Here is a 16,231-nt window from a genome sequence, read left to right as displayed (position 1 = left end):
ATCATACTACCAAGGGCGGATCATCTTGTCCGATCGGCTAAGTCCGGGCGCCGTCGCGGCGAGGATCCTGGCAGCATGGACGCGATAACCGAGGTGCCGTTGCCGGCCAACGAGCCGGTCCATGACTACGCCCCGCACTCCCCCGAACGTGACCGGCTGCGCGCCGAGTTGGCCGCGCTGGCCGATCACCCCATCGACCTCCCGCACGTCATCGGCGGTCGGCACCGGATGGGCGACGGCGAACGCATCGAAGTCGTCCAGCCGCACCGGCACGCCGCGACGCTGGGCACCCTGACCAACGCCGGGCCCGCCGACGCGGCGGCGGCGATCGACGCCGCGACCGCCGCGAAGGCCGGCTGGGCGGCAATGCCTTTCGACGAGCGCGCGGCGGTTTTCCTGCGGGCCGCCGATCTGCTGGCCGGACCGTGGCGGGAGAAGATCGCCGCGGCGACCATGCTCGGCCAGTCCAAGTCCGCCTACCAGGCCGAGATCGACTCGCCCTGCGAGCAGATCGACTTCTGGCGCTTCAACGTGGCGTTCGCGCGCCAGATCCTGGCGCAGCAGCCGATCAGCGGGCCAGGGGAATGGAATCGCAGCGACTACCGCCCGCTGGACGGATTCGTCTATGCGATCACGCCATTCAACTTCACCTCGATCGCCGGCAACCTGCCGACCGCGCCGGCGCTGATGGGCAACACCGTCGTGTGGAAGCCGTCGATCACCCAGACCCTGTCGGCGTATCTGACCATGCAGCTGCTCGAGGCCGCCGGGCTACCGCCCGGCGTGATCAACCTCGTCACCGGCGACGGGTTCGCGGTTTCCGAAGTGGCCCTGGCCGATCCGCGGCTGGCCGGCATCCACTTCACCGGGTCGACGGCCACCTTCCAGCACCTGTGGCAGCAGGTCGGCGCGAACATCGGCCGCTACCGGAGCTATCCGCGGCTGGTGGGGGAGACCGGCGGCAAGGACTTCGTCGTGGCGCACCCGTCGGCGCGCCCGGATGTGTTGCGCACCGCCCTGATTCGCGGCGCGTTCGACTACCAGGGGCAGAAGTGCTCGGCGGCGTCGCGGGCGTTCGTCCCGCTGTCGGTGTGGCGGCGCATCGGCGACGACTTCCTGGGGGAGACCGCCGAGCTGCGCTACGGCGACGTCACCGACCTGACGAACTTCGGGGGCGCGCTGATCGACGAGCGCGCCTTCGCCAAGAACGTCAAGGCCATCGAGCGGGCGAAGAGCGCGGCTCAGGTCACCATCGCGGTGGGCGGCGAATACGACGACAGCGTCGGCTATTTCGTACGCCCCACGGTGTTGCTCTCCGATGACCCGGCCGACGAGTCGTTCGCCACCGAGTACTTCGGTCCGCTGCTGTCGGTGCACGTCTACCCCGACGACGACTACGAGCGCATCCTCGACGTCATCGACACCGGCTCGCGATACGCGCTGACCGGAGCGGTGATCGCCGACGATCGGGAGGCGGTGCTGACCGCGCAGGAGCGCCTGCGCTTCGCCGCCGGGAACTTCTACGTCAACGACAAGCCGACCGGCGCGGTCGTCGGGCGCCAGCCGTTCGGTGGTTCGCGCGGCTCGGGCACCAACGACAAGGCCGGGTCGGTGCTGAACCTGTTGCGGTGGACGTCGGCCCGCACCCTCAAGGAGACGTTCGTCCCGGCGACGCGGCACACCTATCCGCACATGGCGGCCGACTGATGGGCCGCGTGTACGCCAGCACCCTGCGGCCGACGATCATCGCCGCCAGCCGACGCCCGGGGTTGCGCCGGGCCGCCGAAGGGTTGTCGGTCACCCGTCGCGTGGTGCATCGGTTCGTCCCCGGCGAGACCATCGACATCGCGCTGGACAGCGCTGCCGCGCTTCGTAATTCGGGCCGCTATGTCAGCCTGGATTACCTCGGCGAGGACGTCACCGACGCCGACGACGCCGGCGCGGCGGTGCGCGTCTACCTCGATCTGATCGACCGCCTGGGCCGGTGCGACGACCGTGCCGCCGTCTCGCCGCTCGAGGTGTCGGTGAAGCTGTCGGCCCTGGGGCAGGCGCTCGATCGCAACGGCGAGAAGATCGCCCGGGAGAATGCCTGGTCGATCTGCTCGGCCGCCCAGCGGGCCGGGGTGTGGGTGACGGTGGACGCCGAGGACCACACCACGACGGATTCGACGCTGGCGATCGTGCGCGAGTTGCGGGCCGAGTTCGGCTGGCTGGGGGTGGCCCTGCAGGCCTATCTGCGGCGCACGCTCGACGATTGCGAGGAGTTCGCGGCGGCCGGGGCGCGAATCCGGTTGTGCAAGGGCGCATACGACGAACCGGCGGCGGTCGCCCACCGCGACCCCGCCGCCGTCACGGACGCCTACCTGCGCTGCCTGCGGGTGTTGATGGCCGGCTCCGGCTACCCGATGGTGGCCTCTCACGACCCGGCGATCATCGAGGCGGTGCCCGCGCTGGCGCGCGAAGCGGGCCGGTCGGATTTCGAGTACCAGATGCTGTACGGCATTCGCGACGGCGAGCAGCGGCGGCTGGCGGAATCGGGAAACCGGGTCCGGGTCTACGTGCCGTTCGGCACCCAGTGGTACGGCTACTTCATGCGCCGCCTTGCCGAGCGGCCGGCCAACCTGACGTTCTTCTTGCGGGCGCTGGCGCAGCCGTGACGGTCGCAAGCGCGGCGAAGCCGGGCGCAGCGGGCCGTCACTACATTTGCGGTCATTGAGCGTGCGCCCAGGGCGCCGACACGCCGACGATCACCGCCCTGGCCGCACGCTCGAAGCCCACGATTCACACTCGTTGGCCGCGGCGGATCGGGCGTAGCCTTTCGGCCATGAGCCTGATCATCGAGGAGATGCCCGAACTCGGCATCACCCGGTTCTCGCGCTGGGTCTTCAACTGCTATGTCCTGCACGGCCACGACGGGGCGGTGGTGGTCGACGCCGGGTTGCCGCGGGTCGCCGGCGATCTGGCGGCGACGCTGAATCGGCTCGGCGGCACCGTGCACGCGGTGGTGGCCACCCACGGGCACAGCGACCACGTCGCCGGCGCGGCGGAACTGGCCGCCCGCTACCCCGCTCCGATCTGGCTGCCCGCCGAAACGCTGACCTACCTCGACGGAGCGAGGCCGCGCACGCCGACCCTGGGCCGGGCCGCGAGCATCTGGCCCACGCTGATCGACCAGCCGCTCGATCGTGTCGGTTTCGGCGGGTTCCTGGGCGGCGCCCGGTTGGCCGGATACGGCACGCCGGCCGGCATGCGCTGGACGGGGGCATCCCCCCGCGGGGGACTGGCCGACGGCCAGTCGCTGCCCGGCGCGCCGGAGTGGACCGTCATCAACGCGGGCGGGCACACCGATGACAGCATCGCGCTGTGGAACCCGACGACGCGCACGCTGCTGTCCGGCGATGCCGTGCTGACCGTCCGCGGCAAGGTTTGGCACACACCGGAAATCGTCGACGCCGCCAGCGCCGCCGCCACGCGAAAGCGCTTGGAGGAGTTGCCGGTTGCGCATCTGTTGCCCGGCCACGGCCGGCCGGTTCACGCCGGTGAGACGGTGTGGCCGGGGCAGCGGCGCTGAGTCGCTACGCGCGACGGGGCCGCGGCCGGTCGCCCGCGAAGCCACGCACCACGTGCGCGCGCACGAAGTCGGCCGCCACCTCGGGATCGTCCATGTCCCGGATCGAGGACGGCGTGCTGAACAGCGAGAACAGGATGCGCGCAAACCATTCCGCGGCGGCCTCGATGTCGAGGTCCTTGCGCACCTCGCCGGTGAGCCGGGCGGCCGACAGGTAGGGCGCGAAGAAGTCGACGCACTCGCGCAGCAGCACGGCGGCGTCCTTGGTCAGCAGCAGGCTGATCGCGTCCTCGTCAAAGTACTTCTCGGACGCGATGGACCGCCGCGCCTGCGTCACGAAAACGGCTGCCTGGGCGAGCTTTTCCTCCAGCGAGCCACCCGAGTCCATGGCCTTGGACATCTCGAGATAGAAGCGTTCGGAAGCGTGTTCGGCGCACGCTTCGATGATCGCGCCCTTGTCCGAGAAGTACTCGTAGATGGTGCTGCGGGAAACCCCTGCCGTCCTGGCGATGTCGACGATCGTCGCCTTCTGCAGCCCCTGCTTGCCGAAGCAGGCGTACGCGGACTCCACGATCAGCTCGCGGGTGTCGATGGCCTGGGCCGCTTGCGTCGTCACGGCACCAACGCCCCCCGGGGCACCAGCCCCGCATCGGCCGAGGCGAAGGCGGCGTTGACGTCGGCGAGGTGGAATGGTTCGGGCATCAGGCGGTCGAACGGAAAGTCGGTGTGCTGCAGGAAGGTCAGACCGACCGCCAGCGTGACGGGGTCGTAGAACATCACGCCGCGGATGGATTTGTTGCCGTAGACCAGCGCGCTGGGGTCCAGCTCGAAGGTGCGTCCCATGCCGACGTTGCCGACCTCGAGAAGCGTGCCGCCGTTGTTGAGGAACCCGACGCCCTCGGGAATCACGCCCGGGACGCCGACGACCTCGAGCACCCAGTCGGCGCCGATGCCGTCGGTGCGTTGGCGGACTTGTTCGGCGACCTCCGCGGCGGAGATCGCGCTCGCGTCGATGCAGTGGGTGGCGCCGAAATCGGCCGCGACGTCGAGCCGTTCGGGGATCTTGTCGATGACGATGACCTCGGCGGCCCCGGCCGTGCGTGCCACGGCCGCGGCGTTGATGCCCAGCCCGCCGGCGCCCTGGATGACGACCGTGTCGCCCAGCCGCACATCGCGCAGCGCGAAAAGCACCTGGGCCAGGGCGCAGTTCAGCGGTGCGACGGCCGCGTCGGGCAGGCCCTCGGGCACCTTGTACAGAGGTTGGCGCCGGCTGGTGTAGTAGTACTCGCCGTAGGCCGCGACGAAGTGCGGTTCCTGGTCGTGGGTGCGGTACTCGCCGGCCATCAGGTTCTGGCACGCGTACGACCGGCCCCGGGAGCAGGCGTGGCATTGCCCGCAGAACCAGAAGTACGGCGTCACCACGCGATCGCCGACGGCCAGCGGCTTGCCGGTGGCGTCGGCGGTCAGGCCGTCGCCGAGTTCGGCTATCTCGCCGACCATTTCGTGGCCCATGGCGAACGGGCACGGCAGCGGCAGCTCGCCGCGGAAGATGTGCAAGTCGGAGCCGCAGATGCCGGCCATCCGCAGCCGCAGCGCCGCGGTCCCCGGCGCCGGGGTGGACAACGGGAAGTCGGCAAGCTCGATGGGCCCGCCGTGGGCGGTGAGCAGTGCAAGCTTGGGCATTCCGATCCCCCTCTAGTCCGCGGGCGCCAGAATCAGCCCGCTGGTGGGCACCCCGGTGCCCGACGTGACCAGGACGTGTTCGACGTTGTCGACCTGGTTGTACGACGTGCCGCGCACCTGGCGCACCCCCTCGGTGATGCCGTTCATGCCGTGGATGTAGGCCTCGCCCAGCAGCCCGCCGTTGGTGTTGATCGGGAAGTCTCCCCCCAGGGACAGCCGTTCGACCGTGGCGAAGTCCTTCGCCTCGCCGCGCCCGCAGAACCCGAGCTCCTCGAGCTGGGTGAACACGAACGGCGTGAAATGGTCGTAGATGAAGGCGGTTTGGATGTCTTGCGGCTTGAGCCCCGAATCGCGCCACAGCCTCTCGGCGACCACGCCCATCTCGGGGAGGCCGGTGATGTCGTCGCGGTAGTAGCTGGTCATCATCTCGCCGTTGCCGGCCGCGCCCTGGGCGGCCGCGGTGATGACCGCCGGCGGCTGCCGCAGGTCGCGCGCGCGTTCCGCGCTGGTGACCACCAGCGCGACCCCGCCGTCGCTCTCCTGGCAGCAATCCAGCAGCCGGAGCACCGGTTCGATGATCCAGCGGGAATTCTGGTGGTCCTCCAGCGTGATCGGGCGCTGGTAGAACCACGCGTCGGGATTGCGGGCGGCGTGCGCGCGGTCCACCACCGCGATGCGGCCGAAGTCCTCGTTGGTGACCCCGTATGTCGACATGTAGCGCTGGGCGTGCATCGCGACCCAGGCCGCCGGCGTGAGCAACCCGAACGGCGCGTAATGCGCCAGGAACAAAGGGGTTTCGGCCATGCTGCGCCCGCTGCCGCCGAACCGGAAACCCGAGCGCTCGTTGAACGCGCGCCAGCACACCACCACGTCGGCGACGCCGGTTGCGACGGCCATCGCGGCGTGCACGACGGTGCCCGCGGCCGCGCCGCCGCCGTGGTGCACGCGTGAGAAGAAGCTCAGGTCGCCGATGCCCACGTTGCGGGCGATGTCGATCTCGTCGCTGGAATCCATCGTGAAGGTGACCATGCCGTCCACGTCGCCGGGCGTCAGGCCCGCGTCGTCGAGCGCGGCGCTCACGGCCTCGCACGCCAATTGCAGCTCGCTGCGGCCGGATTCCTTGGAGAACTCCGTCTGGCCGATCCCGACGATGGCCGCGGCGCCCGGCAGCGAGCCGCTCACGCTCGGTCCCCTTCGTCGAGCAGGCTGAGGATCGCGGTGCCCGACACGTGGTCGCCCAGGCTGTTGGACCCCTTGAACGTCACCTCGACGAAGTTCTCGCCGCCGGTGCCCTCTGTCTTCGCGGTCACGCTGCCCGTGAAGCGCAGCGGGTCGTCCGGAAAGCACGGCACGCCAAGGCGGATCGACAGCTTCTTGACCATCGCTTCCGGTCCGGCCCAGTCGGTGAGGAACCGCACGCAGTAGCCGTTGGTGGTGAGGATGTTCATGAACAGGTTGGGCGAGCCCTGTTTGTTGGCGTAGTCGCGGTCGTGGTGCACGGGCATGAAGTCGCGGGTGGCGATCGCCCCGGCAACAATCATCGTCGTGGTGATGGGGACCTCGAGCGGGGTGACCTCGTCGCCCACGGAGATGTCGGCCCAGCGCAGGGTGGTGGTGCGGGTCGCGGTGGTCGTCATGAAAGTCCTTCCGAATACGTGGCGCCATACGTCGCACCCAAGTGGGCCAGCTGGGCCGTGGCCGGGCCGAGAGTGAGCTCGTTGTGCTTGGCCCACAGGAAATAGCGATGCAGGGGGTAGGTGGTGTCGATGCCGATGCCGCCGTGGACGTGCTGGGCGGTGGCGGCGACGCGGGCGCCGGCCTCGGCGGCCCAGAACTTCGCGATGCGCGCGGCGCGGTGGGTTTGCGCCAAGGACCGACCGTCCGCGATCAACCAGGCCGCATGCCACGTGGTCCACCGGATCGCTTCGACATCGATGAAGGCGTCGGCCATGCGCTGTTGCACGGCCTGGAAGCTGCCGATGGGCCGGCCGAATTGCTCTCGGCCGCTGGTGTATTCGGCCGCGATCCGCAGGGCGCGCTCCGCGACACCGAGCTGGATTGCGCACAGCGCGACCAACGCGCGGGTGCGCAGCGACTCGATCAGGTCGGGCCCGGCGATCCGGTCGGCGTCCGAAACCGTTGCGCCATCGAGGTATACGTCGGCGTGCGGCTCGCGGCTGGTGGTGGCCGCTGGCCGGATCTCGACGCCGTTGGCGTCGGCCGGTAACAGAAACAGGCCGGTATCACCGTCGTCGATCGCGGCCGGGATCAGTACGGTGTCGGCGAGCTGGGCGGCCGGGACCAGTTCCTTGGCGCCGTCGAGCCGCCAATTGCCGCCGTCGCGGCGCGCGGTGGTCGCGGGAGCCGTCGCGTCGGAGCGGCCCGGCTCGGCCAGTCCCGCGGTGAGGATGCGGTCTCCGGCGACGACGCCCGGCAGGAAGCGTTGCCGCTGTTCGGCATTGCCGTGGCGCGCGATCGGGTCGGCCCCCAGGACCAGCGTGGCGTAGGCAGGCACCGGCGCGACCGCCCAGCCGACCTCGGCCAGGAGCACCCCGAGTTCCACGAAGCCACCGCCCGTGCCGCCATCCGACTCCGGCAGGGCTGTCCCAAGCAGGTCGGCGGCCGCCAGCTCCCGCCACAGCGCGGCGTCGAAACGAACGTCGCCGGCCTCCAATTCGGCCAGGCGCTCCGGTGCCGCCCGGCGCTCGAAGAGGTCGCGGGCGAGTTTGGAGATGGTCTCCTGCTCCTCGGTGAAGGTGAAGTCCATCAGCGCTCGCCTAGCTCGCCGGCCGGAACTGGTGCAACACCAGGTCGTTATCGAAACCCTGGTAGTACACCTCGACCGGCATTCCGGTTGTGACGTCGGCCGGGGCGATGCCGGTCAGGTTGGACACCAGCCGGATTCCCTCCTCGAGTTCCACGAGCACGACCACGTACGGATATTCGAAGAACGGGAACTTCGGCTCGTGCGGCATCACGTAGCTGTAGACGGTGCCGCGGCCCGACGACTCGATGGTGTCCCAGTCCAGGGAACGGCAGTGTGGACACATGGGTCGCGGCGGATGCCGCAGCTGTCCGCATCCGCCGCAGCGCTGGATCAGGAGTTTGTTCTCCCGCAACCCGTTCCAGAAGAACTCGGTGTCGGCGGTGATGGCCGGCGCAAGTCGGGCGGCCATCAGCGCTCCGGCCTGAATCGCAGCACCCGGAATCGCTGGCGTCCCAGCACCTCACCGTTCTGGTCGGTGTAGGTCGTGAGCCAGGTCAGGAAGAACCCGGTGCCCAGCGCCGTCTTCTTCTCCTCGGAAACCGTTTCGTAGACCGTCGTAGCGCTGATGACATCGCCCAGCCGCGGGTAGCGTTCGATCTCGAACTCCGAGTTGGTGGCCACCGTGCTGGTGTAGCCGGCCTCGTCGAGGAACGCCGTTGGGTTGCTTTTGATTTCGATGGGTGCACCCCCACGATCGCCGATGCCCTCCAGGATCGGCGACGGCATCGTCCAGGTCTGCAACATCACCGGCGGCGACACGATGCCGCCGAACCGCGACTTCTCGGCGAACTCGGGGTCGAGGTAGACGGGGTTCATGTCGGCCATCGCGTACGCCCAGTGCCGGATCATCGGCTGGTTGACCGGATCCGGGGCCACCGAGGGCTTTCCGGTGCCGCCGGTCGGCTGGCCGACGAGGGCCCGCACCTTGGCGCTGACGGTTTCTGAGTCGGTCACGTGCTGCTGTCCTCCTACTGTGCGGTGGCGCGAAGATCACGGGGAGCTCGCGGCATGCCCAATCCGGCCATGGCGATGATGTCACGCTGAATCTCGTTGGCGCCGCCGCCGAAGGTGTTGATCACCGCCTGACGGTACGCGGATTCCAGGGCGCCGCGCAGGGGCGCGCCGGGCCCGCGGCGCACGCCGTTGCGGTCGAGCACCTCGAGCAGCTGGCGGGCGACCTGCTGGGTGAGCTCGGTGCCGAACACCTTGGCCGCCGACGCTTCCCCCATGCTCAGCACGCCCTTGGTCATCGCGGCGTTCACCCTCAGGTTCACCAGTTTGTAGGCGGCCACCTGGGCCTCGACCCGCGCCAGCGCGAGCCGCACCCACGGCTGGTCGATCACGCGGGCGCCGTCGAACTCGGTGCTGGTGGCCCACTGCAGCGTCCGCTCGAACAAAGGTTCCAGCGCGCCGAGATTGCCCAGCGCCGCCCGCTCGAAATTCAGCTGCGTGGTGATCAGCTGCCACCCCTGGTTCTCGCCGCCCACCAGCGCGCTGGCCGGCACCCGCACGTTGTCGTAGAACGTGTAGAACGTGGAGATGCCGGGCATGGTGTGCAGCGGCTGCCAGGAGAACCCGGGCGACGAGGTGGGCACGATCAGGATCGAAATGCCCTTGTGCTTCTTGGCGTTCGGGTCGGTGCGCGCGGCCAGCCAGATGTAGTCGGCGTATGCCGCGCCGCTGGTGAACATCTTCTGTCCGTTGATCACGTACTCGTCGCCGTCGCGAACCGCGGTGGTGCGCAGGCCGGCCAGATCGCTGCCGGCCTCCGGTTCGGAGTAGCCGATCGCGAACTCGACGCTGCCGTCCAGGATCGCGGGCAGGAACCGCTGTTTCTGCTCCTCGGTGCCGCACTGCATGAGCGTCGGCCCGACGGTGTTCAGTGTCACCAGCGGGATGGGGGCATTGACCCGTCGCGCCTCCTCGGAGAAGATGAACTGCTCGATCGCCGAGAAGCCTCGTCCGCCATACTCTTTGGGCCAGCCGACGCCGAGCAGGTCGGCCGCGGCCAGGGCCCGCACACATTCCCGGACGGCGGGGCCACCCTCGATGTTCTCGCCGATCGCGGCGCTGCGCTCGGGCGTCATCACCTGCTCCAGCGTCGCGCGGATCTCGGCGCGCAGCTGCTCCTGCTCTGGCGAATACTCCAGATCCATCAGGCCCCCAGCCGCACGGGCATCCGCTTGACGCCGGGCACCATGGTGGCGCGCATCCGGTCCACCGCCCCCACCAGCTCCAGGTGGGGGAAGCGGCGCAGCAACTCGTCGAACATCACGCACGCCTCCAGCCGCGCCAATTGTGCACCCACGCAGGAATGTTCACCACACCCGAACGCGATGTGCGGGTTGGGGTGCCGGGTCACCCTGAACTGCTCGGAGTCGGGCCCGAAGATGTCCTCGTCCCGGTTGGCGGACCCGTAGAGCATCACCACCACGTCGCCCTCCGCGATCCGCTGTCCGCGGATCTCGACGTCGGTGGTCGCGGTGCGCGCCATGTGGACCACGGGGCTGTTCCACCGCAACATTTCCTCGACGGCGCCCGGGATCAGCGCGGGATTCTCGGCCAGCAGGCGGCATTGGTCGGGGTGGGCGATCAGCGCGCAGGTGCCCAGAGCGATCAGGTTACGGGTGGTCTCGTTGCCCGCGACCAACAACAGGAAGGCGAAGTTGAGCAGGTCTTCGTCGTTAAGGCGAACCCCGTCGATCTCGGCCCCGGCCAGAACCGACAACAGGTCGTCGCGCGGATCGGTTCGCCTGGCCGCGATCAACTTCTGGAAGTACTCGAACAGCTGACCCATGGCCACCAGGGGGTCGAGTTCGATCTCCGGGTCGGCGGTGCCGGTGGCGGCGTCCGACCACGCGCGGAATTGCTCCCAGTCGTCGGGCGGCGCGCCGATCAGTTCGGCGATCATCCGGGTGGGCAGCGGGGCCGCGATTTCCTCGGCGAACTCGTGGACGGAATCGGGCTGGACGTCGTCGAGGATGCCCCGCACGATCTCGCGAATCTTGGGTTCCAGGACCGCCACCCGCCGCCGGGTGAACCCCGAGTTGATCAACTTGCGCATCTGCCGGTGCCGCGGCGGGTCGGTGAAGATCAGGCTGCCCGGCTGGACCGGGCTCGGCTGTTGGGGATCGGGGATGGTGACGCCCTTGGTGGACGAGAACAGCGCCGGGTTGCTCGACACGAACCGGATGTCCTCGTACTTCAGCAGCGCCCAGAAGTTGGTGACGTCGTTCCAGCACACCGGCGTTGTCGCGCGCAGCTCGCGGTAGGCCGGGTAGGGATCGCCGGCGTAGAAGTCGGGGGAGTGCAGTGGAAAAGTAGTCCGCACGGCGGCCTCCCTGAGCAGGCGATCCGACACATCGATGCAAAGTGTCTTGCGGCCTTGTGTCTACCCGCCCCGCCCGGCGCTGTCAATACCGCCACAAAACGCGAAAATAGCGCGCAATTCGCGCAGTTAGTGATTGACGGCAACAGGGCATGGGTGTACACCAAGTGGTTAGATGACCGACGTTCGGGTGAGGAAACGCATGACCGAGCTACAAACTCCGCGATCCCTTGTCGACACCTATCAGCTCTACATCGACGGGCGATGGGTCGAGCCGGAGGACGGTCGCTACGACGACATCGACCCGGCCACCGAGCGGGCCATCGGCACCGCCCCCGACGCGAGCGTCGCCCAGGTCGGCGCGGCGATCGCCGCCGCCCGCCGGGCCTTCGACGACGGGCCATGGGGCGCAATGGGTCCCGAGCAGCGCGCCGGTTGCCTCAATCAGCTTGGCGCGGCGCTGCTGAAGCACGCCGACGAGATCTTCGCGTTGTCCCAGATCGAGTGGGGCTGTGTCGGCAACGAGCGCATGATGCAGATCGACGGCGCGGGCTACATGTCGATGCACGCGGCCCAGCTCGCCACCAAGCTGGTCGACGAGCCGGTCACCGGGATCGGCGCCGGAACGACGCTGCTGCGCCACGAGCCGCTGGGCGTCGTATCGATCCTGACGCCGTGGAACTTCCCGCATTGCCTCAACGTCATGAAGGTGAACAACGCGCTGGCCGCCGGCAACACCGTCGTGCTCAAGCCGTCGCCGTTGACGCCGCTGGCCGGGCTCGCGCTCGCGCGCATCATCGACGAGGAGACCGACATCCCGCCGGGCGTGGTCAATGTCGTCACCCCCTCGGGGCTTGAGGCCGCCAAACTGCTCACCACGGATCCACGCATCGACATGATCAGCTTCACCGGCAGCTCGGCCGTCGGGTGTGAGGTCATGCGGTCCGCGGGCGACGCCATGAAGCGGCTCCTGCTGGAGTGCGGCGGGAAGTCGGCCAGCATCATCCTCGACGACACGCAGGTGACCGACGAGATGCTGCAGCAGATGCTGTTCGACTGCTGTTCGTTGCACGCCGGGCAGGCCTGCATCCTGCACAGCCGGCTGTTGCTGCCCGATTCGCTGCACGACGACATCGTTGACCGTCTCGTCGCGCTGGCCCGCGACGTCAAGGTTGGCGACCCCAACGACCCGGCCGTCCAGATGGGTCCGCTCATCAGCGCCGCGCAACGCGACCGGGTGCAGGCCCACGTCGACGGCGCGGTCAACGAGGGGGCCAAGCTGGCGACCGGCGGGGGCCGCCCGGCTGGCCTGGATGTCGGCTACTACTTCGAGCCGACGATTCTCGTTGGCGTGCAACCGGATTCGACGATCGCGCAGGAGGAAGTGTTCGGGCCGGTGCTGTCGGTGCTGCGCTACCGCGACGACAACGACGCCGTCGCGATCGCGAACAACTCGTGCTACGGGCTCTCCGGCGCCGTGTGGGGCACCGACGTGGACCGGGCCGTCGCGATTGCCCGGCGCATGCGCACGGGTCAGGTCGCCGTCAACGGCATCGGGCCGGGTGACGCGCCGTTCGGCGGCTTCAAGCTGAGCGGGTTCGGGCGGGAGAGCGGCGGGATCAGCGGGCTGCACCAGTACATGGAGGTGAAGGCCATCGGGATCCCGGCATGACGGGACCCCTCGCCGGGCTCCACGTCGTCGAACTCGCCACCGAAATCTCAGGCCCCTACGCCGCAAAGCTTTTCGTCGACCTCGGCGCCGAGGTCACCAAGATCGAGCCGCCCGGCGGGGACCCGCTGCGCCACTGGGGCCCGTTCCCGCATGGAGTCCCCGACCCCGAGCGCTCCGGCATGTTCGCTTACCTGAACGCCGGCAAGCGAATTGCGCCGTTTCGGGATGCCCGCGAGCTGATCGCGGGTGCGCACCTGCTCATCGAAAACTTCCCGCCCGGAACGCTGGAGGGCTGGGGGTTCGGCCGCGACAGCCTCGGCGAAATCAACCCAAACCTGGTGCTGCTGCGGGTCTCCGCGTTCGGACAGTCCGGCCCGTGGCGGGACCGGCCGGCGACCTCCCTGACCCTGCAGGCGGCTTCGGGCTGGGTCAGCGCCCGCGACCCCGACCGCCCGCCCGTGCAGGTGGGCGCGCGGATCGCCGAGTACGTCGCGGGTGCCTACGGTGCGCTGGGCGCGTTGACCGCCCTACGTTGCCCTTCCGATGATGTTGTGCAGGTGGATGTTTCGGAATTCGAATCGTTGCTGTCGACGCTGCCGTATCCCATGCTCATGGCCCAGAAGATGCAGAGCCTCGGCCTGCCCGCCAACGCTCGCGGCGCTCCCATGCTTGGGGTGGTCCGCGCCGCCGACGGTTGGGTCGGAATCAATTGCCTGACGGGTCAGCATTGGCTGGACGTGTGCGCGATGCTCGGCCTGCCCGAGTTCGGCGAGCAGCAGATCCCGATCATGCTGGGCGGCCCGGAACGCGCCGAATTTTATTCGCGCGCAGAGCCGTTGCTCGCCGAGCAGACCGTCGCCGAGATCGTCGACCTGAGCCAGGCAATGCGGATTCCGGCCACCCCGGTCAACGACGGGGCCACCGTGCTGGACTGTCCGCAATACGCCAAGCGCGAGTTCTTCATCACGGGTGGGTGGGGCGGGAGCGACACCGCCGGGTGGGACGGGAGCGACACAGCCGGTGGATTTCTGCGCCCCGGTCCGCCGTTCCGGCTTACCAAAGGCCCTTCGGTGCCGCATCATTCGGTGTCTCCGTGGACGCCGGGCGCCCTTCCGTTCGCGAAGCTGAAGGTGCTCGACCTGAGCACATTCTGGGCCGGTGCATACCTGACCTGCTACCTGGGCGCGTTCGGCGCCGACATCCTCAAGGTCGAGTCGATCCAGCGGCCCGACGGGTTTCGCTACTCCGGCGCGTTTCCCTTCGAGGGCGACGACTGGTACGAGCGCAGCGGCCTGTGGCAGGCCACCAACCTCAACAAGAAAGACCTCACGCTGGACCTGACCTCGCGGCGCGGCTTGGAGATCGTCCGGCGGCTGGCCGCGCAGGCCGACGTTGTCGTGGAGAACTTTTCACCGCGGGTGGTGGAGCAGTTCGGTCTGGAATACGAATCGCTGGTAGCGCTGAAGCCCGACGTGATCATGATCCGGATGCCGGGTTTCGGCTTGCAGGGCCCCTGGCGCGATTACGTGGGGTGGGCGTTGAACTTCGAGCAGACCGGGGGGATGTCGGCGGTCACCGGGTATCCGGACGGGCCGCCGTGCAACCCGCAGGGGCCCGCCGATCCGGTCGTCGGCGTGCACGCCGGGGTCGCGCTGCTGGCGGCGCTCGAGCACCGGCGCCGCACGGGCGAGGGCCAGCTGATCGAGGTTGCCCAGATCGAGGTCGCCGCCGCCGTGACCGCCGAACCGGTGATCGAGTTCTCGATGAACGGGGTCGTGCAAGCGCGGGAGGGCAACCGTCGGCGCGGTTACCTGCAGGGCGTCTACCCAACGAACGAGGACGACGTGTGGGTGGCGCTGTCGCTGCCCGACGAGGGACTGCTCGGCCACGACGCGTTCGACGAGCTGGTCGCCGCCTGGACCCGCGGCCAGAACGCCGCGGACATCGTGGAAACCCTGCACGCGCAACGCATCCCGGCCGAGCGGGTGATCACCGGCGAGCGCATGTATGAGATCGCCCAGCTCGACGCCCGCGACTACTACCAGGAGCTCGTCCACCCGATCACCGGGCCGCACCGCTATCCCGGCTGGCCGTTTCGCATCACCCCCGGCCCGGCCCGCCACCACCATGCCGCCCCGCCGACGCTCGGCCAGCACAACGACGAAGTGCTGGCCGGTCTGGGCCTGTCCGCGGCCGACGTCGCGGACCTGCGGGCCGAGAGGGTGATCGGCGAACGGCCGCTCAACGCCTGAGGCCGGTGAGCATTTCGTAAACTCCCCCGTCACATGCGAGGCTGCTGGCATGGTCATCGAGATCGCCCGCCCGAAGCTCGAAGGAAACATCGCCGTCGGCGAGGACCGCCAGATCGGCTTCGCCGAATTCGGTGACCCGCAGGGCCGCGCGATGTTCTGGCTGCACGGCACCCCCGGCGCCCGCCGCCAGATCCCGGTCGAGGCCCGCGTCTACGCCGAGAACCACCACATCCGCCTGATCGGCCTGGACCGCCCGGGTATCGGCTCGTCGACGCCGCACCGGTACCACAACATCCGCGCGTTCGGCGACGACCTGCGCACCATCGCGGACACCCTCGGCATCGACAAGATGGCCGTCATCGGCCTGTCCGGCGGCGGGCCGTACGCGCTCGCGTCCGCAGCGGTGCTGTCCGACCGGGTCGTCGCCCTCGGCGTGCTCGGCGGCGTCGCGCCCTTCCTCGGCGACGAGGGCATCACCAGCGGGCTGATGAACCTCGGCAAGCGGGTCGCACCCCTGCTGCGGCTGGGCGGCGACCCGCTGCGGATCGGCGCGAGCCTGGTGGTCCGGATGATCCGTCCGGTCGCCAATCCGGCGCTGTATCTGTATGCCGCGATATCGCCCGAGGGCGACCGGCGCCTGCTGACCCGGCCGGAGTTCGGCGCCATGTTCCTCGACGACCTGCTCAACGGCAGCCGCAAGCAACTGGCGGCCCCGTTCAACGACATCATCCTGTTCACCCAGGACTGGGGATTCCGGCTCGACGAGGTCAAGGTGCCGGTGCGCTGGTGGCACGGCGACAGCGACCACATCGTGCCGTTCGCGCACGGCGAGCACGTGGTCTCCCTGCTGCCCGACTGCGAGCTGATCGTGCTCCCCGGCGAAAGCCACCTGGGTGGGCTCGGGCGCGGCGAGGAGATCCTGTCCACCCTGACCAAGATCTGGGACGAGCAGGGCTGACCC

At 69.1% G+C, this 16,231-nt stretch carries 15 protein-coding genes; 6 read left to right on the top strand and 9 right to left on the bottom strand.

The window, feature by feature from the left end:
* Positions 1 to 75 precede the first annotated feature (75 nt).
* The 3 genes from pruA (at position 76) to WU80_RS02700 (ending at position 3,571) form a co-directional block, all read left to right on the top strand.
* The gene (pruA, locus tag WU80_RS02710) at positions 76 to 1,707 is read left to right on the top strand and encodes an L-glutamate gamma-semialdehyde dehydrogenase (RefSeq protein WP_055398806.1); all 1,632 of its coding nucleotides are present in this window, start codon (positions 76 to 78) and stop codon (positions 1,705 to 1,707) included.
* Entirely contained in the window at positions 1,707 to 2,657 is a 951-nt protein-coding gene (locus WU80_RS02705) for a proline dehydrogenase family protein (RefSeq protein ID WP_055398804.1), read from the top strand. Before pruA ends, WU80_RS02705 begins: the two co-directional genes overlap by 1 nt.
* A gap of 167 nt (positions 2,658 to 2,824) precedes the next feature.
* Positions 2,825 to 3,571, top strand: coding sequence for an MBL fold metallo-hydrolase (locus tag WU80_RS02700; protein WP_055398802.1), 747 nt, complete (start codon positions 2,825 to 2,827; stop codon positions 3,569 to 3,571).
* A 4-nt stretch (positions 3,572 to 3,575) separates the two neighbouring features.
* Here WU80_RS02700 and WU80_RS02695 read toward each other — a convergent pair whose 3' ends face one another.
* Genes WU80_RS02695 through WU80_RS02655 form a run of 9 tightly spaced genes read right to left on the bottom strand, consistent with a single transcriptional unit; the run spans position 3,576 to position 11,349 of the window.
* A complete protein-coding gene (locus WU80_RS02695; RefSeq protein ID WP_055398801.1) occupies positions 3,576 to 4,184 on the bottom strand; it encodes a TetR/AcrR family transcriptional regulator in 609 nt (202 codons plus the stop codon).
* On the bottom strand, positions 4,181 to 5,251 hold the full coding sequence (locus WU80_RS02690) for a zinc-binding dehydrogenase (RefSeq protein WP_055398799.1): 1,071 nt from the start codon (positions 5,249 to 5,251) through the stop codon (positions 4,181 to 4,183). Before WU80_RS02690 ends, WU80_RS02695 begins: the two co-directional genes overlap by 4 nt.
* A gap of 12 nt (positions 5,252 to 5,263) precedes the next feature.
* Positions 5,264 to 6,433 (bottom strand): lipid-transfer protein, encoded by a 1,170-nt coding sequence (locus WU80_RS02685; protein WP_055398797.1) that lies wholly within the window; start codon positions 6,431 to 6,433, stop codon positions 5,264 to 5,266.
* Complete coding sequence (locus tag WU80_RS02680; RefSeq protein WP_055398796.1) at positions 6,430 to 6,888, bottom strand: MaoC family dehydratase; 459 nt, start codon at positions 6,886 to 6,888, stop codon at positions 6,430 to 6,432. The genes WU80_RS02685 and WU80_RS02680 overlap by 4 nt, the downstream gene beginning before the upstream one ends.
* Positions 6,885 to 8,018, bottom strand: a complete 1,134-nt coding sequence (locus WU80_RS02675; protein ID WP_055398794.1) for an acyl-CoA dehydrogenase family protein — start codon at positions 8,016 to 8,018, stop codon at positions 6,885 to 6,887. Before WU80_RS02675 ends, WU80_RS02680 begins: the two co-directional genes overlap by 4 nt.
* Positions 8,019 to 8,028: 10 nt before the next feature.
* The gene (locus tag WU80_RS02670) at positions 8,029 to 8,427 is read right to left on the bottom strand and encodes a Zn-ribbon domain-containing OB-fold protein (protein WP_055398792.1); all 399 of its coding nucleotides are present in this window, start codon (positions 8,425 to 8,427) and stop codon (positions 8,029 to 8,031) included.
* Positions 8,427 to 8,972, bottom strand: a complete 546-nt coding sequence (locus WU80_RS02665) for a MaoC family dehydratase N-terminal domain-containing protein (RefSeq protein ID WP_055398791.1) — start codon at positions 8,970 to 8,972, stop codon at positions 8,427 to 8,429. The genes WU80_RS02670 and WU80_RS02665 overlap by 1 nt, the downstream gene beginning before the upstream one ends.
* A 14-nt stretch (positions 8,973 to 8,986) precedes the next feature.
* The gene (locus WU80_RS02660) at positions 8,987 to 10,174 is read right to left on the bottom strand and encodes an acyl-CoA dehydrogenase family protein (protein ID WP_055398789.1); all 1,188 of its coding nucleotides are present in this window, start codon (positions 10,172 to 10,174) and stop codon (positions 8,987 to 8,989) included.
* The gene (locus WU80_RS02655) at positions 10,174 to 11,349 is read right to left on the bottom strand and encodes a cytochrome P450 (protein ID WP_055398938.1); all 1,176 of its coding nucleotides are present in this window, start codon (positions 11,347 to 11,349) and stop codon (positions 10,174 to 10,176) included. Before WU80_RS02655 ends, WU80_RS02660 begins: the two co-directional genes overlap by 1 nt.
* Before the next feature lie 199 nt (positions 11,350 to 11,548).
* On the opposite strand from WU80_RS02655, the gene WU80_RS02650 reads away from it, so the two are divergent.
* The 3 genes from WU80_RS02650 to WU80_RS02640 are packed head-to-tail and all read left to right on the top strand — an operon-like array spanning position 11,549 to position 16,228.
* Complete coding sequence (locus tag WU80_RS02650; protein ID WP_055398935.1) at positions 11,549 to 13,018, top strand: aldehyde dehydrogenase family protein; 1,470 nt, start codon at positions 11,549 to 11,551, stop codon at positions 13,016 to 13,018.
* Complete coding sequence (locus WU80_RS02645; RefSeq protein ID WP_055398787.1) at positions 13,015 to 15,270, top strand: CaiB/BaiF CoA-transferase family protein; 2,256 nt, start codon at positions 13,015 to 13,017, stop codon at positions 15,268 to 15,270. Before WU80_RS02650 ends, WU80_RS02645 begins: the two co-directional genes overlap by 4 nt.
* Positions 15,271 to 15,319: 49 nt before the next feature.
* Entirely contained in the window at positions 15,320 to 16,228 is a 909-nt protein-coding gene (locus WU80_RS02640; RefSeq protein ID WP_055398785.1) for an alpha/beta fold hydrolase, read from the top strand.
* Positions 16,229 to 16,231 lie beyond the last annotated feature (3 nt).

The organism is Mycobacterium sp. UM_11, from assembly GCF_001414075.1.
In the GTDB taxonomy this organism is placed as follows: Bacteria; Actinomycetota; Actinomycetes; order Mycobacteriales; family Mycobacteriaceae; genus Mycobacterium.
This window is presented reverse-complemented; position numbering and strand designations above follow the sequence as displayed.